The following is a 17813-nucleotide window of genomic DNA, read 5'->3' as shown; positions in this document are numbered from 1 at the left end:
GGTGGTTAAGTGTCCCCTACGCAGGTGGGTGCTGGCGAAAGGGGTGGTCGTTGTGCCGGAGCCGGGGGAACAGCGGCGCGTGCGACCGTTGTTCGCGCGGGCTGCCCGAACGGTGGCGCGCTGGTCCGACCCGGTCGGGCGGTACACGGTCTGCGCCGCCGTCTCCGGGGCCCTGCTGGCCGCCGGGGTGGTGACGGCCGCCGGTCCCTGGGACTCCAGCGGTCAGCGTACGGCCGAGCGGGTCCACGCGGTGGCACTGGGGGGTGAACACCCCGCATCCGTTTCCGTGGACGCCGGCCGTACCCGGGGCGCGGCCGCGGAGGACGAATCCGCGGCGCGGCTCGACGCGGTGGCCGTGCTCGCCGGTCTGGGTGAGGCGCCGGACGGTGAGAAGGCCGGTCACGCGGGCGCCGCGGCGGGCGCCCTGCCCACCAGGGTGGGCCTCGAGCGCGTTCTCGGCCCCCTGCTGGACGACCCCGCGCTGGGCTCCCGGGGGTCCGCGGCGGTGGTGGACGTGGCGACCGGGCGGACGCTGTTCGAGCGCGGCGGGGACACCGCGCTGCTCCCGGCCTCCACCACCAAGATCGCCACCGGTGTGGCCGCGCTCTCCGCCATGGGCCCCGACCACCGGTTCACCACCCGGACCGTGCTGCAGCCCCTGGCCGCCGGGAAGGCGAAGAAGGGTGAGGGCGTCCGGGAGCTGGTCCTGGTCGGCGGCGGGGACCCGACGCTGACGGCCCGTGAGAAGCCGGGCAAGTGGGCGGGCCTGCGGGAACTGGCCTCCGCGACCGCGACCGCGCTGCGGCAGCGAGGGGTCGAGGAGGTCGCCCTCCGGTACGACGGCTCCCTCTTCACGGGCCCTCAGGTTCACCCGATCGGGGTCAACCCGAACGTCTCTCCGGTCACTGCGCTCACGGTCGACGAGGGCCGCGCCGACGACTCGGACCACGGCCCGGCCCCGCGGGTCGCCGACCCGGCGGCGCACGCGGCGGAGGTCTTCGCCGGTCTGCTGGAGAAGAAGGGGATCCGTGCCGGAGCGCCCGCTCCGGCGAAGGCCGCGCGGAAGGCGGAGGCGGTGGCCCGGGTGCGGTCCGCCCCGCTGGCCGCGCAGGTCGAGCGGATGATGACCAACAGCGACAACGACATCGCCGAGACGCTGGCCCGGCAGACAGCGCTGGCCACCGGCGGCGAGGGCAGCTTCGCGGGCGGCGGCTCCGCGATCCGCGGACAGCTGGAGCGGCTGGGCGTGCCGCTGAAGGACGTCCGGTTCGCCGACGGCAGCGGACTGGGCCGCGGGGACCGGCTCAGCGCCCGCGCCCTCACCCGGCTGCTGACGCTGGCCGCGGACCCCCGCCGTCCGGAGCTGCGCCCGGTCCTGACCGGGATGCCGGTCGCCGGGTTCAGCGGAACCCTCAGCGGCCGGGCGGGGGACGGGCCGGCGGCCGGGCTCGTGCGGGCCAAGACCGGCACCCTCACCGGTGTGAACACCCTGGCCGGAACCGCCGTGGACGCCGAGGGCCGCCTGCTCGCCTTCGCCTTCCTCGCCGAGGGCACCCCGGCGAAGGAACCGGCCGAGTCGGCCCTCGACCGCCTGGCAGCCACCGTCGCGTCCTGCGGCTGCCGGACCTGACGGGCCGCGGGGGACCGCCGGGGACGGAGCCGGAGACCCACCCGGGCGGACGCGGAACCGGTCTCCGGGACCGTACGTGTTTCCGTGGGCTCCCGTACCGTTGACGACATGACGAGCTTCCGTGGTACGGAAATGGTCGACTGGGATCTCGCGGTGGCGACCGCCGCCCGGCTGGTGCGGCCGGGCCCGGAGGTCGGACGCGACGAGGCGCGGGCCGTGGTGGCCGAACTGCGCCGGCACGCGAAGGCGTCGGAACAGCACGTCCGGGCCTTCACCCGGATGGGCGGGGACGAGGTGCACGACACCCCCGTGCTGGTCGTCGACCGGCCCGGCTGGGCCAAGGCGAACGTCGCCGGCTTCCGGGAGATCCTGCGCCCCCTGCTCGGCAAGATGCAGGAACGCCGGGCGGGCAAGCCGGGCAGCGTGGTGATGGGCGCGCTCGGCGGCAAGGTCACCGGGGTCGAACTCGGCGTGCTGCTCTCGGTCCTGTCCTCCCGGGTGCTCGGCCAGTACGAGACCTTCGCCCCGGCCACCGGCGACCTGCCCGGCGGGGAGAACGGCGGCGGCCGGCTGCTGCTGGTCGCGCCGAACATCGTCCAGGTGGAGCGCGAACTGGAGGTGGACCCCTCGGACTTCCGGCTCTGGGTCTGCCTGCACGAGGAGACCCACCGCACCCAGTTCTCCGCCGTGCCCTGGCTGCGCGACCACCTGCGGGGCGAGATCCAGTCGTTCCTCGCCGAGGCCGACGTCGATCCGGCCCAGCTGCTCGAGCGGATCCGCGACGCCGCCCAGGCCCTGGTGGGCGGCCGCGGCGAGGAGCGGGAGGACGAGGAGCGGTCCCTGGTCGACCTGGTGCAGACGCCCGCCCAGCGCGAGGTGCTCGGCCGGATCACCGCCGTGATGTCGCTGCTGGAGGGGCACGCCGACTACGTGATGGACGGCGTGGGCCCCGAGGTGGTCGGCTCGGTCGCGGAGATCCGGGAGAAGTTCCAGCAGCGCCGTGCCAAGGGGGCCTCGCGCCTGGACCTGGTGCTGCGCAAGGTGCTGGGCCTGGACGCCAAGCTGCGCCAGTACCGGGACGGCGAGCGGTTCGTGAGGGCCGTCGTCGAGCAGGTCGGCATGGACGGCTTCAACCGCGTCTGGACGTCGCCCAACACGCTGCCCACGCCGTCGGAGATCCACGCCCCGGCCGACTGGGTGACCCGGGTGCACGGCGCCCCGCGCGACGGGGGCTGACGGAAGAACAGGCCGTGACCGAATATGGAACACGGGCGTCCGGTTGGCGGCAGGGCAACGCCCGATCAATCACCCTTCCGAGGGAGCGTGTTCCCAAGGCGGGCGTGCGATGCTCGGATACCGACCTGTTTCTGTCACCATCAACGCACTCTGTGTGACCGTCCTCCGGGTCGGCTCTCCCGAACAACTTCATGAAGGGAACCGGACAATGGGTCCCCATCCTGCGGTCGCGGCGATACGCCTGGCGGTCCGCCGCGTCCTCCACGACCTCCTCGCCGAGCACGGCTCGACGTTCGTCCCCGCCCGTGCCGCCACCCGCGTCGGCGCCCGCGACACCGCCCGCTCCCCGGTGGCGGTGCCCGCGCCGTCCGCCGCCCCCGTGGCGGGCCCCGGGCCCCTGGTGCTGGTCGCCTGCTCCGGCGGCGCCGACTCCATGGCGCTCGCCTCCGCCCTCGCCTTCGAGGCGCCCAAGCTGGGCGTGCGCGCGGGAGGCGTGACGGTCGACCACGGCCTGCAGTCCGGCTCCGACGAGCGCGCCGCCGAGGTGGCGCAGCGCCTGGGCGAGCTCGGACTCGACCCCTGCGAGTCGGTCGCCGTGACCGTCGGGCGGGAGGGCGGCCCCGAGGCCGCCGCCCGCGACGCCCGCTACGCCGCGCTGGACGAGGCGGCCGACCGGCTCGGCGCCACCGCCGTGCTCCTCGGCCACACCCGCGACGACCAGGCCGAGACGGTGCTGCTCGGGCTCGCCCGCGGCTCCGGCATCCGCTCGCTGTCCGGCATGGCCGCCGTCTCCGGCACGGGCGGCCGCTACCGGCGGCCCTTCCTCGAGCTGGACCGGCAGACGGCCCGCACGGCCTGCATGGCGCAGTCCCTCCCCGTCTGGGACGACCCGCACAACACCGACCCCTCGTACACCCGCTCCCGGCTGCGCCACGAAGGGCTGCCCGCGCTGGAGAAGGCGCTCGGCAAGGGCGTCGTCGAGGCGCTGGCCCGCACCGCGCAGCTCTCCCGGGACGACGCCGACGCCCTGGACGCCTGGGCCGGCCAGGCCGCGTCCGCCGTCCGGGACGACTCCGGCTTCCTCGAGTGCGCCAAGCTGCACACGCTGCCGCCCGCCGTGCGCCGCCGCGTGCTGCGCCGGGCGGCCATCGACGCGGGCGCCCCGGCGGGCTCCCTGTTCGCCCGGCACATCGAGGAGATCGACCGGCTGATCACCGGTTGGAGGGGCCAGGGGGCCATCAACCTGCCCGGTCGCGTCGTCGCCCGTCGGCAGGGTGGCAGACTGGTGATCCGGCAAGGCTGACCGCCGGACCTCTGTCCGCTTCCCCTCCCGGGAACCGGGCCGGGGCGGTGAGGCCTGTGCGCGAGCCGCGCGCGGTTCGCGCGGCCATTCCAGCGGGACGACCGAAAGTGATGCGGGTGGACGCGAAAGACATGGGCGCCGATCTTCAGCAGGTGCTCATCACCAAGGAAGAGATCGACGCGAAGCTGGCCGAGCTGGCCGCGAAGATCGACGAGGAGTACGCGGGCAAGGACCTGCTGATCGTCGGTGTCCTCAAGGGCGCGGTGATGGTCATGGCGGACCTGGCCAGGGCGCTGTCCACCCCCGTCACCATGGACTGGATGGCGGTGTCGTCCTACGGCGCCGGCACCAAGTCCTCGGGCGTCGTGCGGATCCTCAAGGACCTGGACACGGACATCAAGGGCCGTCACGTCCTGATCGTCGAGGACATCATCGACTCGGGCCTCACGCTCTCCTGGCTGATCTCCAACCTCGGCGGCCGCGAGCCTGCCTCCCTCAAGGTGTGCACGCTGCTGCGCAAGCCGGAGGCGGCCAAGGTCGCCATCGACGTCGAGTGGGTCGGCTTCGACATCCCCAACGAGTTCGTCGTCGGCTACGGCCTGGACTACGCGGAGAAGTACCGCAACCTGCCGTTCGTCGGGACGCTCGCCCCGCACGTCTACGGCGGCTGACCCGCCGGCCGGGGCGGCCCCGGCCGCGGCGGCCACCTGGAGCAACCACCGGGCACGGCCGCCCGCGGCCGGGAACCCTTGGCGCGCGCGGGCCGTTGGAGTACCCGTAGGCGGATCGTCGGCCGTCCCATGCGGCTTCGGTGGGCGAAGCTGGGGTACCGTCCGAAGAACAGCCTTTATCAAATCTCACGATGGCAGGAGGGACGGGGCGGCATCGCTCCGTATGGATGGACGTGAAGCGATACTTCCGTGGGCCGGTTATGTGGATCGGGCTGGCCGTCCTTGCCGTGATCGTGTTGATGACGGTCGTCGGCCGGTCCGGCGGCTACGAGACGGTGGACACCGGCAAGGTCGTTCAGGCGATCAACGACGACAGGGTGCAGTCGGCGCAGCTGACCACCGGTGACGAGCAGACCATCAAGGTCGAGCTCAAGAAGGGGCAGGAGGTCGAGAAGGCCTCCAAGATCCAGGCAAGCTACATCGGCAACCAGGGCGTCGACCTGGCCAAGACGCTGCAGCAGAAGTTCGAGGACAAGAAGATCCCCGAGGGCTACACGGTGTCGCCCTCGAAGACCAACCCGTTCGTGGGCTTCCTGCTGTCACTGCTGCCGTTCCTCCTGCTGGTGCTGCTCTTCCTGTTCCTGATGAACCAGATGCAGGGCGGCGGCTCCCGGGTCATGAACTTCGGGAAGTCCAAGGCCAAGCTGATCACCAAGGACACCCCGAAGACCACCTTCGCGGATGTGGCCGGCTCGGAAGAGGCGGTGGAGGAGCTCCACGAGATCAAGGAGTTCCTGCAGGAGCCCGCGAAGTTCCAGGCGGTCGGCGCGAAGATCCCCAAGGGCGTGCTGCTGTACGGCCCGCCCGGAACCGGCAAGACCCTGCTGGCCCGTGCCGTGGCCGGCGAGGCGGGCGTGCCGTTCTACTCGATCTCCGGTTCCGACTTCGTCGAGATGTTCGTCGGTGTCGGCGCCTCCCGGGTCCGTGACCTGTTCGAGCAGGCCAAGGCGAACGCCCCGGCCATCGTCTTCGTCGACGAGATCGACGCGGTCGGCCGTCACCGCGGCGCAGGCCTCGGCGGCGGTCACGACGAGCGCGAGCAGACGCTGAACCAGCTGCTCGTCGAGATGGACGGCTTCGACGTGAAGGGCGGCGTCATCCTGATCGCCGCCACCAACCGGCCGGACATCCTCGACCCGGCGCTGCTGCGCCCGGGCCGTTTCGACCGCCAGATCGCCGTGGACCGCCCGGACCTGCAGGGCCGCCTCGAGATCCTGAAGGTCCACCAGAAGGGCAAGCCGGTCGCGCCCGATGTCGACCTGACCGCCGTCGCCCGCCGCACCCCCGGCATGACCGGCGCCGATCTCGCCAACGTCCTGAACGAGGCCGCCCTGCTGACGGCCCGCAGCGACAAGAAGCTGATCGACAACCTCATGCTGGACGAGGCGATCGACCGCGTGGTCGCGGGCCCGCAGAAGCGGACCCGGATCATGTCGGACAAGGAGAAGAAGATCACCGCGTACCACGAGGGCGGACACGCCCTGGTCGCGGCGGCCTCGCCCAACTCCGACCCGGTCCACAAGATCACCATCCTGAGCCGCGGCCGGGCCCTGGGTTACACCATGGTCCTGCCCGACGAGGACAAGTACTCGACCACCCGCAACGAGATGCTCGACCAGCTCGCCTACATGCTGGGCGGCCGGGCGGCCGAGGAACTGGTCTTCCACGACCCGACCACGGGCGCGGCCAACGACATCGAGAAGGCCACCGGTCTGGCCCGCGCGATGGTCACCCAGTACGGCATGACCGAGCGTCTCGGCGCGATCAAGTTCGGCGGCGACAACACCGAGCCGTTCCTCGGCCGGGAGATGGCGCACCAGCGCGACTACTCCGAGGAGATCGCCGCGCTCGTCGACGAAGAGGTCAAGAAGCTCATCGAGAACGCGCACAACGAGGCCTGGGAGATCCTGGTCGAGAACCGTGACGTCCTCGACAACCTCGTGCTGGCGCTGCTGGAGAAGGAGACGCTGAACAAGGAGCAGATCGCCGAGGTCTTCGCTCCGATCGTCAAGCGTCCGCCGCGGCCGGCCTGGACGGGCTCGTCCCGTCGCACGCCGTCCACCCGGCCTCCGGTGCTCTCGCCGCGGGAGCTCGCCCTGACCAACGGCAGCAACGGGGCGAACGGCTCGACCGGCAAGACCCTCACGGGTGGCGCCGCGTCCGCCGAGCCGGCTCCCGAGCCGCGTCCCGAGAACGGTCAGGACCGGCCTGAGAGCTGAGTCACGCAGCCGGACGACCCGGAATGATGGGAGCGCCCCCCAGGTTCTAGCCTGGGGGGCGCTCCCATAGGCACAGTCAGGCTGAGGAACGAGGCACTACACATGACCGACCCCGTCACGCTGGACGGCGAGGGCACCGTCGTCGGACCCTTCGACGAGAAGCGGGCCGAGAACGCCGTCCGGGAACTGCTGCTGGCGGTCGGCGAGGACCCCGACCGCGAGGGTCTGCGGGAGACGCCGGCGCGGGTGGCGCGGGCGTACAAGGAGATCTTCGCCGGGCTCCGGCAGGAGCCCCAGGACGTGCTCACCACCACGTTCGACCTCGGCCACGACGAGATGGTGCTGGTCAAGGACATCGAGGTCTACTCGACCTGCGAGCACCACCTGGTGCCCTTCCGCGGCGTCGCGCACGTCGGGTACATCCCCTCGACCACTGGCAAGATCACCGGTCTGTCGAAGCTGGCCCGCCTGGTCGACGTCTACGCCCGCCGTCCGCAGGTGCAGGAGCGGATGACCACGCAGATCGCCGACTCCCTGATGGAGATCCTGGAGCCGCGCGGCGTGATCGTGGTCGTCGAGTGCGAGCACATGTGCATGTCGATGCGGGGGATCCGCAAGCCGGGCGCGAAGACCATAACGTCCGCGGTCCGCGGTCAGCTGCGGGACTCCGCGACGCGCGCGGAGGCCATGAGCCTCATCATGGCGCGCTGACGCGAACGCCGACGGGCGCGGGTCAGGAGCCCGCGCCGCCCGGCCTGACGCCCTCGTCGTCGTCCTCGGGGAGCCGGCAGACGTGCTGGAGGAAGAGGGCGGCGGCCACCACCGCGACACCGGCCAGCGCGGCGAAGCCCGCGGTCAGCGCCTGGTCGCGGCGGGCGGGGATCTCCAGGTACTCCAGGAGGAACACGCCCACGCCCGCGTAGAGACCGGCGACCGGCGCCGCGACCAGGGCCGAGGCGTGGGCGAGCACCACCGCACGGGTGGCCATCAGCGGGTCGACGCCCTTGGCCCCCGGCTGCCGCTCCCGCTGGGCCTTGAGCCGTGCCCGCAGGGACAGCGCGCCCGCCAGCAGCGCCACGGCGATCAGCGCGAGCACGTAGGGGGCCGCGGCCGGCACGGCCGGCAACGAACCGAACGCCTGCCACAGCCGGGCGCCGGCCCAGGCGAGCAGGCCGACGACGACGAACGCCAGGGCGAGGGTCCTGATCCGCAGCTCTCTCACGGTGCCTCTCAACGTCATTCCGGCAGCCGGAGTTCCACGTCCTCGCGGCGCTCCACACCCTCGAGGGTGGTCGCGGCGAGGAGGTCGGCGACCGGCCCACGGCCGGGGATCTCCGCGGCCTCGTCGATGTCCAGCCACGGCGCGAGCACGAAGGCCCGCTCGTGGGCGCGCGGGTGCGGCAGCGTGAGCACCGGGTCGTCGGAGACCCGGCCCTCGTAGGTGACGATGTCGACGTCCAGCGTCCGGGCGGCCCAGCGTTCGCTGCGGGTGCGGTGGAACGCCTCCTCGACGGCCTGCGCCCGCTCCAGCAGGGCGGACGGCGGCAGGGTGGTCTTCAGCACCACGACCGCGTTCAGGTAGGCGGGCTGGCTGCCGGGCTCCACGCCCCACGGCTCGGTGCGGTACACCGATGAGACGGCCTTCACGCGGATGCCGGGGGTGTCCTCCATCGCGTCGACGGCGCCCTGCAGGTTCTCCACACGGTTGCCCAGGTTGGAGCCGATGGACAGGACGGCCTTGCGCGGGTTGGACAGCGTGGAGTCCGCGGCGTCCACCGCTTCGACCACGGAGACCGGTACCGGCTGGACCGTGGGGTCGGGGGCCCCGGCGAAACGCGAGGGGCTCATACACGGCTCCGGTGGATGGTGACGGTGACGTCGTCGAACGGGACGGTGATCGGCGCGCCCGGCTTGTGGACGCAGACCTCGGCCTCCGCGACGACCTCGTGCTTGAGGCAGGTCTGGGCGATCCGCTCGGCGAGGGTCTCGATCAGGTCGACCGGCTCGCCCTCCACGACGGCGACGACCTCCTCGGCGAGGATGCCGTAGTGGACCGTCTTCTTCAGGTCGTCGCCGGCCGCGGCGGGCCGGGTGTCCAGCCCGAGGACGACGTCCACGACGAAGGTCTGGCCCGCCTCGCGCTCCTCGGGGAACACGCCGTGGTGGCCGTAGCCCTTGAGGCCGCGCAGCGCGACACGATCCACTACGAATCACTCCTGCAGTCTTCGGTGGGAGGGCCGGTTCCGCGCCGGGTGCGCGAAGGCTCCCACTCCCCAGAATCTACCCGTGAGCGCCGACGTTCCTCCTCGTCGGGGGAGCGCGAGCGGCCGGGACCGGCCTCTACCCCGGCTCCCGCGACCTCAATCGCGCGTGGGGGAGTCACGCCGGAATGTCGGGTTCCTCAGGCGCCGTGCCCTCGTCGTCCTCCGACTCGGTGAGGACCGGCGAGGCGTGGTGGGACCACAGCTTCCAGCCCGCGGGGGTGCGCCGGAACACGTTGGTCGCCACCACCAGCTGCCCGAGCAGCGGTCCGGGATCGTCCCCCTCCTCGGGTGGCGGGCCGCCGCTGAGGATGTTCTCCGTGCAGGTGACCACGGCGGTGTCGCCGGTCACCGAGACGTGCACGTCGGTGAGGAAGAACTGGATGTAGTCCGTGTTGGCCATGATCAGCGCGTACGACCGCAGTACCTCGCCGCGGCCGGTGAGGGCGGGCCAGCCCGGGTGCACGCAGGAGATCACCCCGGTGTCCGCAGGGTCGTGGTACGTCTCGTCGACGCCCAGGTCGGCGGGGGAGAGCCAGAGGCCGGACAGCTCCTCGAAGTCGCCCCGCTCGATCGTCTCGTAGAAGGCGGTGTTGGCGAGCTCGACCTGCTCGACGTCCGAGTGCGCGGTGCTCACGCGATCACCTCGCCCCTGCGACGGCGGCGGCGATCCGCACCGCGTCGGCCGAGGCCCGGACCTCGTGGACGCGCACGGCCCAGGCGCCCTGCTGGGCGGCGAGCATCGTGACGGCGGCGGTGGCGGCGTCCCGCTCCCGGGCGGGCGGCGGGGTGCCCTCGGGTCCGGCCAGCACCTTCCCCAGGAAACGCTTGCGCGACGCGGCGACCAGCACCGGGCGGCCCAGCGCGAAGAGGCGGTCCAGACGGGCCAGGAGGGCCAGGTCGTCCTCGGCGCTCTTGGAGAAGCCCAGGCCGGGGTCGACCACGATCCGCTCGGGGGCGATGCCGCCGGCCACCGCGGCGTCCACCCGGGCGGTGATCTCGTCGACCACCTCGCGGACCACGTCGGTGTACCTGCCCGGGATGTTCGCGCCCTCCAGCAGGCCGCGCCAGTGCATCACCACGAACGGCGCCCCTGCCGCGGCGACCACGGGGATCATCGCGGGGTCGGCGAGCCCGGCGCTGACGTCGTTGACCAGGAGCGCGCCGGCGGCGAGCGCCTTCTCGGCGACCGAGGCGCGCATGGTGTCGACCGAGACGACGACGCCCTCGGCGGTGAGGCCGCGCACCACCGGGATCACCCGGCGCAGCTCCTCGTCCTCGTCGACCCGGGTGGCGCCGGGGCGGGTGGACTCCCCGCCGACGTCGACCAGGTCGGCGCCCTCGGCGGCGAGGTCGAGGCCGCGCTTGACCGCGGCGGTGGTGTCGAACCACCGGCCGCCGTCGGAGAAGGAGTCCGGGGTCACGTTCACCACGCCCATGACCGCGCAGCGGTCCCACGCCGGAAGGCCCGCGACGTGGCCGCGTACGCACTGCTTGCTCATGCGACCAGCCTAGGCGTCGGGAGGGGCGCCCGCCGACCCCGGGGAGTCGCGGCACGGGGAGGTATATGGGGACGAGGAGCGGGGTCTCCGGCGATCTGATCAAGAAACGGGTATGTCCGGACGGAAAGCGAGCGCCGAATTTGCCTTCCCGCGCTTCTTCGGCCGCGTACGCGCGGTAAGTTTCTGGCCATGCCACGAGGACGTCATCGCCATTCACCCCCTCTGCACAGGCTCCTGCCTCCGTCGGCGTTCGCTGCTGTCTCCGTGGCCTGTGCGGTGGTTCCGTGGTTCGTCGGCGAACCGCTGCTGCTGCGGCTGACGACCGCGCTCGCCGCGGCCGTCGGCGTCGCCGCCGCCGTGACGCTGCGCCGCTGGGACGCGTCGGCCGGACTGAACGTCGCGGAGCTGAAGCGCGCACGGGCGAGCGCCGAGTGGCAGCACGAGGAGCGGGTCGCCGAGCTGGAGGCCGACCTGGAGGAGGGCCGCGAGCTCCGCATCAAGCTGGAGCAGCGGCTGCGGTCCAAGCGGGCCGAGCTGGCGGCGCTGCGCAACGAGCACGCCTCGCTGCTGCGGCGCTACGCCACGGCGGAGACCGAGCGGGCCAGTGCCCTGGAGGGGCGGCGGCTGCTCGAACTCGAGGCCGCCGACCCCGTTCCTCAGCTGCCTCCGGCCCGCGAGACCCGGGCGCTCGGCCCCGCCCCCGCGCCGGAGCCGGCGCGTCCGTTCTCCCCGGCGGGCAGCGGACTGTTCCGTCAGGCCGTCGAGGCGCTGGACTCGCTGGAGGCCCTGCAGGCCGCGGCGGGCGCCGAGGAGACCGGCCTCGAGCCGGGCGCCGAGGCGGGGGTCGAAGGGCGCGTCGAGGCGGAGTCGGACGAGGGCGCGGGCGTCGACCCGGACGCGCGTGCGGGATCGGCCGTGGACGGCGTCACCGCCGTCGAGGAGGACGTGGAGGGAACGGAGCGCGCCGGAAAGGTGCCGCGCGGGTACGACGCCGGTGCCGACGTCGACGGTTCGGACGCCCCCGTGGCCGGGCGAGGGACCTCGGGCGTCGCCGGAACCGACCCGACGGCCGAGGCTTCGCCGGCCGAGGGCGACGAGGCCGACGTGGACGGCTCCGAGGACGTGGTGACGGCGCGGGGCGCGGTCGGGGCGCGGGACGCCCACGCGCCGGAGGGTTCGGTGGATCCGCAGGGCGCCGCGTCGGCGGCGCAGCCGGAGGTCACGCCCGAACAGGCCGACCCGCAGGGCAGCGCCGACCAGGACGGCAGCGTCGACCCGCAGGGCAGCGCCGACCAGGACGGCAGCGTCGACCCGCAGGGCAGCGCCGACCAGGACGGAGAGGCCGCTCCGGACGCCGGGGCGTCCGCGGTTGCCGGGGCGTCCGCGACCACCGGGGCCGGCGTCGCCGAGGAACCCGAGGCGCGCGGCGCGGAGGGCGTCGTGTCCGGCGAACCCGTCGGCACCGGCGGCACGACCGCCAGGCCGGTCCGCCCCTCCGGCGGCCACTTCACGGTGCCGACCGCCGTCGCCGTTCCCCCGGAGGCTCCCGCACCGCGCCGTCCGGCGGCGGAGGGCAGCTTCGACTTCTTCGGCACCCAGCGGACGGACCACGGCGCGGACGGCGACGGCGACCGCACGGCCGGCGACGACCGGCAGTGGCCCGCGCCTGCCCCGCAGGCCCCGCAGCCTGCGTCGCCCCCGCAGCACCCGCGGTCGGCACCGTCGCCGCGGTCGCCGCAGGCGGCACAGCCCCCGCAGGCGTCCCCCGCCGCGTCGGGCCCCGAGCCGAAGCCCCAGCCGCTGATCCGGTCGCAGCAGAACGCGCACCGCGCCGATGTCGGCCGGGTGATCGACGTCGACGGCCAGGACGACGACCTGCACGCGGCGTCCTGACGCCAGGGTGGCCCCGCGCGAGGGGCCACCCGTTCCGCCCTGCCCCACCGTCCCGCCACCGCCGTAGGCCAGACTGAAGCCATGACGTCCACGACGCAGACCACCGTCGGTATCGGCGCCGCCGCCGAGACCACCGACATGGTGCTCAACATCGGCCCCCAGCACCCCTCCACGCACGGCGTGCTGCGGCTGCGCCTGGTGCTGGACGGCGAGCGGATCACCAGCGCCGAGCCGGTGATCGGCTACATGCACCGCGGCGCGGAGAAGCTCTTCGAGGCCCGGGACTACCGGCAGATCATCATGCTGGCGAACCGTCACGACTGGCTCTCGGCCTTCTCCAACGAGCTGGGCGTGGTCATGGCCGTCGAGCGGATGCTGGGCATGGAGGTCCCGGAGCGGGCGGTCTGGATCCGCACGCTGCTCGCCGAGCTCAACCGGGTGCTGAACCACCTGATGTTCCTGGGTTCCTATCCGCTGGAGCTCGGCGGCATCACGCCGATGTTCTACGCCTTCCGTGAGCGCGAGGACCTGCAGCACGTCATGGAGGAGGTCTCCGGCGGGCGCATCCACTACATGTTCAACCGGGTCGGCGGCCTCAAGGAGGACCTCCCGCTCGGCTGGACCGACCGGGTCCGCGCGGTGGTGGCCGCCGCGCGGTCGCGGATGGACGTCTTCGACGACCTGGTGCTCGGCAACGAGATCTTCCGCGGCCGCACCCGCGGCGTGGGCGTGCTCAGCCCGCGGGCGGTGCACGCCTACGGGGTGAGCGGGCCGATCGCCCGCGCCTCCGGGGTCGACCTCGACCTGCGCCGCGACGAGCCGTACCTGGCGTACGGCGAGCTCGGCGACGTGCTGAAGGTGGTCACCCGTCAGGAGGGCGACTGTCTGGCCCGCTTCGAGTGCCTGCTGGAGCAGACCCACAACTCGCTGGCGCTCGCCGACGCCTGCCTGGACCGGCTCGCCGAACTGCCCCCGGGGCCGGTCAACCAGCGGCTGCCGAAGGTGCTGAAGGCCCCGGAGGGCCACACCTACGCGTGGACCGAGAACCCGCTCGGCCTCAACGGCTACTACCTGGTCTCGCGCGGGGAGAAGACGCCGTACCGGCTGAAGCTGCGGTCGGCGTCGTTCAACAACATCCAGGCGCTCACCGAGCTGCTGCCGGGCACGCTGGTGGCCGACATGGTCGCCATTCTCGGTTCGCTCTTCTTCGTGGTCGGCGACATCGACAAGTAGTTCACCGCGCCAGCGGGTCGGGGACGCCGACCGGCTGGAGCAGCCAGCCGAAGCCGCCGAGTCCGCCGGGGGCGGTGAGCTCGGAGGCCTCCGAGGCCGCGGCCAGCGCGCGCACGTAGCCTGCGGGGTCGGACGAGGCCAGCGTGAGCGGCGGCCTGGCCCCCGTGACGCCGAGGGTGTGCAGCGCCTCCCGCTGGGGGAGCATCCGGCCGCCCGGCAGCACGCAGGCGTCCAGTGCGACGTGGGCGGTCAGGTCCCGGGTGCCGTCCGGTACCGGCGGAACCTCGCGTCCCTCGCGGAACCCGGTGAGGGTGCCGAACGGCGGGCGGGCGTCGGCGGTGTGCGCGTAGTCCACGGCGACCGCGAGCCCCTGCTCCAGGCAGCCCACGGCACCGGCCCAGGCGCGGTCCCGGGGGAGACCGATCTCGGCGCGCAGCCCTTCCTCGGCGGGCAGCGGCCACCACCGCTCCAGCCAGTCGGCGTCCTCGCCGTCGACCGGCCCGCCCGCCAGCTCGGACCCGTCCGGGCGGACCAGGACCCGCCGCGGGACGCCGGCGCCGTCGACCTCCACCACGTCCACCGGCACGTTGTCGAGCCACTCGTTGGCGAACAGCAGTCCGCCCACTCCGCGCGGAGGTGTCTCCAGCCACTCGACCGGCTCCGGCAGCCCGGCGGGGCGGTCCGCCACCTCCACCGCGCACCACCGGGTGCGGGCGGCCACGTCCGGCGGCAGCGCGGCCCGCACCCCCGTGACCAGCTCGCCCCGTCCGGCCGCCATGTCCACGAACGTCAGGTCCGCGGGCCGGCCCAGCGCCTCGTCCACCCGGCACAGCAACCGGGCGACGGCGGCCGCGAACAGCGGGGAGGCGTGCACCGAGGTCCGGAAGTGGCCGGCCGGTCCCTCGGGCCGCCGGTAGAAGCCGCCGGGACCGTACAGCGCCTCGTGAGCCGCCTCCCGCCAGCCGCGTGCCCCGTCCCGCGGGCCGCCCTGCGGGCTCGTCGCCGGCCTCATCGCCGCTCCGCCTTCGCCATGCGGTCAGGCTAGGCGGCCCCGTGCCCCGGACGGGGGCGGGTCCCCCTGCGGGTGTACGCCCGGCCTGCGGGGATCGGCCGCCCGGCTGACTCCGGGAGGCCGCGGACATCCCTACCCTGTACTGGTGCAGCGCCTCTACGACTTCTTCCGCTCCCACCAGCCATGGGTGGACGGCTTCTGGGCGGTCCTGCTCGTCCTCATGTCGCTGACCTCGGCGCTCTCGGCCCCGGACTCCGCGGGCGTCGACCGGGTGGCGGTCGTGCCGCTGACCCTGGCGTTCGGCGTCGCGATGGCCCTGCGGCGCCGCATGCCGGAGCGGATGATGGCGCTGGCCGCGGGCACCGGCGCCCTCCAGCTGGTCTTCGGCGTACCGGTCTTCCCGGCCGACTTCGCGCTGCTGCTGACCATCTACGCGGTCGCGGTGGCCGGGAGCGTGCGGGCCTCGCGGCTCACCCTGGTGGTGGCCCTGCTGGCCGCGCCCCTGGTCCAGCTCCGCTGGCCCGAGGAGCGCTCCTCGCTGCTCGGCAACGTGGTGATCGTGGTCTTCCAGACCGTGCCGCTCCTCTTCGTGTGGCTCCTCGGGGACGCCCGCCGCACCCGTAGCGCCTACTTCGCGCAGCTGGAGGAGCGAGCCGCCCGGCTGGAGCGCGAACGGGAGAGCCAGGCCAAGATCGCGGTGGCCGCCGAGCGCGCCCGGATAGCCCGCGAACTGCACGACGTGGTGGCGCACAACGTGTCGGTGATGGTGGTCCAGGCCGACGGCGCCGCCTACGTGATGGACACCGCACCGGACCAGGCGAAGAAGGCCCTGGAGACCATCTCGGTCACCGGCCGCCAGGCGCTGGCGGAGATGCGGCGCCTGCTGGGCGTGCTGCGCACCGGCGAGCAGCCGGAGAGCGGCGAGTACGTGCCGCAGCCGGACGTGGCGCAGATAGAGGACCTGGTAGAGCAGTGCCGGGGCGCGGGCCTGACCGTCAGTTTCAAGGTCGAGGGCAGCCCCCGTCCGCTGCCCAGCGGCGTCGAGCTCACCGCCTACCGCATCGTGCAGGAGGCGCTGACCAACGTCCGCAAGCACGCGGGGCCCGAGGCCGGCGCGGGCGTGCGGCTGGTCTACTTCGACGACGGGCTGGGCCTGCTGGTCGAGGACGACGGCCGGGGCGCGCCGCTCGAACTGTGCGTCGCCGGCGGCGCGGACGGCCAGGGGCAGGGACTGATCGGCATGCGCGAGCGCGTCGGCATGGTCGGCGGCACCCTGGACGCCGGACCGCTGCCCGGCGGAGGTTTCCGCATCAGCGCCCTGCTGCCGCTGCGGCCCGCACTCTGACCCCCCGCTACAGCCAGACCCCTCACGGAACCCGAGGACCCGATGCCGATCCGCGTGATGCTCGTCGACGACCAGGCGCTGCTGCGCACCGGTTTCCGCATGGTGCTGGACGCCCAGCCCGACATGGAGGTGGTCGCCGAGGCCGGTGACGGCGAGGAGGCGCTGCGGGTGCTGGCCGGGGCGCGGCCCGACGTGGTCCTGATGGACGTGCGGATGCCGCGCATGGACGGCGTCGAGGCCACCCGGCGGATCTGCGCGGAGCCCGGCGCCCCCAAGGTGCTGATCCTGACCACCTTCGACCTGGACGAGTACGCGTTCTCCGCGCTGCGGGCGGGCGCCGGCGGCTTCATGCTCAAGGACGTCCCGCCGGGCGACCTGCTGGCCGCCATCCGGGCCGTGCACAGCGGGGACGCCGTCGTCGCGCCGTCCACCACGCGCCGGCTCCTCGACCGGTTCGCGCCCATGCTGCCGGGCGCCCCGGACGAACGGTCGCAGGCCCGGGAGCTGGAGCTCGCCCGGCTCACCGCGCGCGAGCGCGAGGTGATGGTGCTGGTCGCGCAGGGGCTGTCCAACGGGGAGATCGCCGCCCGCCTCGTCCTGTCCGAGGCCACCGTGAAGACGCATGTGGGGCGCATCCTCACCAAACTCGGCCTGCGGGACCGCGTGCAGGTCGTGGTTCTCGCCTACGAGACCGGCCTGGTCCGGGCCGGCGGAGCCGACTGAGGCGACGCCACGGGCCGGGCGGCTGGCCGCGGATTGTCGCGACCGGGCCCACGCCGGGCGCGCGGCCACTAGATTGCGCCCATGCTCCTGTGGATCAACGGCCCTTTCGGGGGCGGCAAGACACAGACCGCACACGAGATCCACCGACGGCTGCCGGGCAGCGTGGTCTGCGACCCCGAGCACCTCGGATTCGGCCTGCGCCGGATGACGCCTCCCGGCCTGCGCGGCGACTTCCAGGACCTGGTCTCCTGGCGGCAGGGCGTGGTGGAGGTGCTCGACCTCGCCCTCACCCGGCATGAGGGCGTGGTGATCGCCCCGATGACCGTGACCGACCCGGAGTACTTCGCGCAGACCGTCGGACGGCTCGCCGAACTCGGGCACGACGTCAAGCACTTCACCCTCCTCGCCCAACGGGAGACCGTGCTGCGGCGGTTGCGTGAGCGGGGTCTCGGACGACTGCTGGGGCGCCTGGCGGGGGAGCGCAAACTCCGGCGCACCGAGAGCTGGGCGGTGCGGCGGCTCGACGACACGCTGGAGCGCCTGCGGGAGCCGGAGTTCGCCGAGCACCTGTGGACGGACGACTTCACCGTCCCGAAGACGGCGGACCGCATCGCTGTGCTGGCCGGCCTGACGCTCCGCCCCAACCGGGGCGGAGCACTGGTCAACAGCTGGCGCCGGGCCCGGGTCGGACTGCGGCACATCCGCTTCGACTGACCGCCGCCGCC

The 17813-nt window shown here is 73.5% G+C and carries 17 protein-coding genes; 11 read left to right on the top strand and 6 right to left on the bottom strand.

Translation table 11 applies throughout. From position 1 onward, the window contains the following. Positions 1–79: 79 nt before the first annotated feature. The 6 genes from dacB (at position 80) to folE (ending at position 7830) form a co-directional block, all read left to right on the top strand. A complete protein-coding gene (dacB, locus tag ACFRAV_RS14805; protein ID WP_382555239.1) occupies positions 80–1630 on the top strand; it encodes a D-alanyl-D-alanine carboxypeptidase/D-alanyl-D-alanine-endopeptidase in 1551 nt (516 codons plus the stop codon). A gap of 108 nt (positions 1631–1738) precedes the next feature. Further along, the gene (locus ACFRAV_RS14800; RefSeq protein WP_382555236.1) at positions 1739–2866 is read left to right on the top strand and encodes a zinc-dependent metalloprotease; all 1128 of its coding nucleotides are present in this window, start codon (positions 1739–1741) and stop codon (positions 2864–2866) included. A gap of 208 nt (positions 2867–3074) precedes the next feature. Beyond that, positions 3075–4169, top strand: coding sequence for a tRNA lysidine(34) synthetase TilS (gene tilS / locus ACFRAV_RS14795; RefSeq protein WP_382555233.1), 1095 nt, complete (start codon positions 3075–3077; stop codon positions 4167–4169). A 110-nt stretch (positions 4170–4279) separates the two neighbouring features. Continuing rightward, entirely contained in the window at positions 4280–4840 is a 561-nt protein-coding gene (hpt, locus tag ACFRAV_RS14790; RefSeq protein WP_166022099.1) for a hypoxanthine phosphoribosyltransferase, read from the top strand. A 227-nt stretch (positions 4841–5067) separates the two neighbouring features. Beyond that, entirely contained in the window at positions 5068–7119 is a 2052-nt protein-coding gene (ftsH, locus tag ACFRAV_RS14785) for an ATP-dependent zinc metalloprotease FtsH (RefSeq protein ID WP_351113581.1), read from the top strand. A gap of 102 nt (positions 7120–7221) precedes the next feature. Next, complete coding sequence (folE, locus tag ACFRAV_RS14780; RefSeq protein ID WP_351113580.1) at positions 7222–7830, top strand: GTP cyclohydrolase I FolE; 609 nt, start codon at positions 7222–7224, stop codon at positions 7828–7830. A gap of 22 nt (positions 7831–7852) precedes the next feature. Here the strand turns inward: folE and ACFRAV_RS14775 are convergent, their stop codons facing one another. From ACFRAV_RS14775 to folP, 5 genes are all read right to left on the bottom strand, one after another. After that, positions 7853–8341: a DUF3180 domain-containing protein gene (locus ACFRAV_RS14775; RefSeq protein WP_382555228.1), complete on the bottom strand. Its 489-nt coding sequence runs from the start codon at positions 8339–8341 to the stop codon at positions 7853–7855. A 14-nt stretch (positions 8342–8355) separates the two neighbouring features. Continuing rightward, positions 8356–8967 (bottom strand): 2-amino-4-hydroxy-6-hydroxymethyldihydropteridine diphosphokinase, encoded by a 612-nt coding sequence (folK, locus tag ACFRAV_RS14770; protein WP_382555227.1) that lies wholly within the window; start codon positions 8965–8967, stop codon positions 8356–8358. After that, positions 8964–9323: a dihydroneopterin aldolase gene (folB, locus tag ACFRAV_RS14765; protein WP_382555224.1), complete on the bottom strand. Its 360-nt coding sequence runs from the start codon at positions 9321–9323 to the stop codon at positions 8964–8966. The genes folK and folB overlap by 4 nt, the downstream gene beginning before the upstream one ends. Positions 9324–9498: 175 nt before the next feature. Continuing rightward, complete coding sequence (locus tag ACFRAV_RS14760; protein WP_382555221.1) at positions 9499–10017, bottom strand: nuclear transport factor 2 family protein; 519 nt, start codon at positions 10015–10017, stop codon at positions 9499–9501. A 4-nt stretch (positions 10018–10021) separates the two neighbouring features. After that, positions 10022–10882, bottom strand: coding sequence for a dihydropteroate synthase (folP, locus tag ACFRAV_RS14755; RefSeq protein ID WP_382555219.1), 861 nt, complete (start codon positions 10880–10882; stop codon positions 10022–10024). 264 nt (positions 10883–11146) lie between these two features. Between folP and ACFRAV_RS14750 the strand changes: the two genes are divergently transcribed. Beyond that, positions 11147–12775, top strand: a complete 1629-nt coding sequence (locus tag ACFRAV_RS14750) for a hypothetical protein (RefSeq protein ID WP_382555217.1) — start codon at positions 11147–11149, stop codon at positions 12773–12775. 81 nt (positions 12776–12856) lie between these two features. Next, positions 12857–14008 carry an NADH-quinone oxidoreductase subunit D gene (locus ACFRAV_RS14745; RefSeq protein ID WP_351113572.1) on the top strand — a complete coding sequence of 384 codons (1152 nt, stop codon included), beginning with the start codon at positions 12857–12859 and terminating at the stop codon, positions 14006–14008. Between the two features lies 1 nt (position 14009). On the opposite strand, the gene ACFRAV_RS14740 is transcribed toward ACFRAV_RS14745, so the two are convergent. Continuing rightward, positions 14010–15020: an SAM-dependent methyltransferase gene (locus ACFRAV_RS14740; RefSeq protein ID WP_382555214.1), complete on the bottom strand. Its 1011-nt coding sequence runs from the start codon at positions 15018–15020 to the stop codon at positions 14010–14012. A gap of 145 nt (positions 15021–15165) precedes the next feature. Between ACFRAV_RS14740 and ACFRAV_RS14735 the strand changes: the two genes are divergently transcribed. From ACFRAV_RS14735 to ACFRAV_RS14725, 3 genes are all read left to right on the top strand, one after another. Then, positions 15166–16365, top strand: a complete 1200-nt coding sequence (locus tag ACFRAV_RS14735; protein WP_382555211.1) for a sensor histidine kinase — start codon at positions 15166–15168, stop codon at positions 16363–16365. Positions 16366–16407: 42 nt separating this feature from the next. After that, the gene (locus ACFRAV_RS14730) at positions 16408–17088 is read left to right on the top strand and encodes a response regulator (RefSeq protein WP_382555208.1); all 681 of its coding nucleotides are present in this window, start codon (positions 16408–16410) and stop codon (positions 17086–17088) included. Between the two features lie 81 nt (positions 17089–17169). Next, positions 17170–17802, top strand: coding sequence for an AAA family ATPase (locus tag ACFRAV_RS14725; RefSeq protein WP_382555205.1), 633 nt, complete (start codon positions 17170–17172; stop codon positions 17800–17802). Positions 17803–17813: the final 11 nt, after the last annotated feature.

The sequence above is a fragment of the Streptomyces sp. NPDC056600 genome (genome assembly GCF_042792855.1).
Lineage (GTDB): Bacteria > Actinomycetota > Actinomycetes > Streptomycetales > Streptomycetaceae > Streptomyces.
This window is presented reverse-complemented; position numbering and strand designations above follow the sequence as displayed.

Bases quoted from the DNA above. Each gene is read 5' to 3' on its own strand.
- ACFRAV_RS14800 (WP_382555236.1), top strand. From the start codon at position 1,739: ATGACGAGCTTCCGTGGTACGGAAATGGTCGACTGGGATCTCGCGGTG.
- tilS (WP_382555233.1), top strand. From the start codon at position 3,075: ATGGGTCCCCATCCTGCGGTCGCGGCGATACGCCTGGCGGTCCGCCGC.
- hpt (WP_166022099.1), top strand. From the start codon at position 4,280: ATGCGGGTGGACGCGAAAGACATGGGCGCCGATCTTCAGCAGGTGCTC.
- ftsH (WP_351113581.1), top strand. From the start codon at position 5,068: ATGGACGTGAAGCGATACTTCCGTGGGCCGGTTATGTGGATCGGGCTG.
- folE (WP_351113580.1), top strand. From the start codon at position 7,222: ATGACCGACCCCGTCACGCTGGACGGCGAGGGCACCGTCGTCGGACCC.
- folK (WP_382555227.1), bottom strand. From the start codon at position 8,967: ATGAGCCCCTCGCGTTTCGCCGGGGCCCCCGACCCCACGGTCCAGCCG.
- folP (WP_382555219.1), bottom strand. From the start codon at position 10,882: ATGAGCAAGCAGTGCGTACGCGGCCACGTCGCGGGCCTTCCGGCGTGG.
- ACFRAV_RS14745 (WP_351113572.1), top strand. From the start codon at position 12,857: ATGACGTCCACGACGCAGACCACCGTCGGTATCGGCGCCGCCGCCGAG.
- ACFRAV_RS14740 (WP_382555214.1), bottom strand. From the start codon at position 15,020: ATGAGGCCGGCGACGAGCCCGCAGGGCGGCCCGCGGGACGGGGCACGC.
- ACFRAV_RS14730 (WP_382555208.1), top strand. From the start codon at position 16,408: ATGCCGATCCGCGTGATGCTCGTCGACGACCAGGCGCTGCTGCGCACC.
- ACFRAV_RS14725 (WP_382555205.1), top strand. From the start codon at position 17,170: ATGCTCCTGTGGATCAACGGCCCTTTCGGGGGCGGCAAGACACAGACC.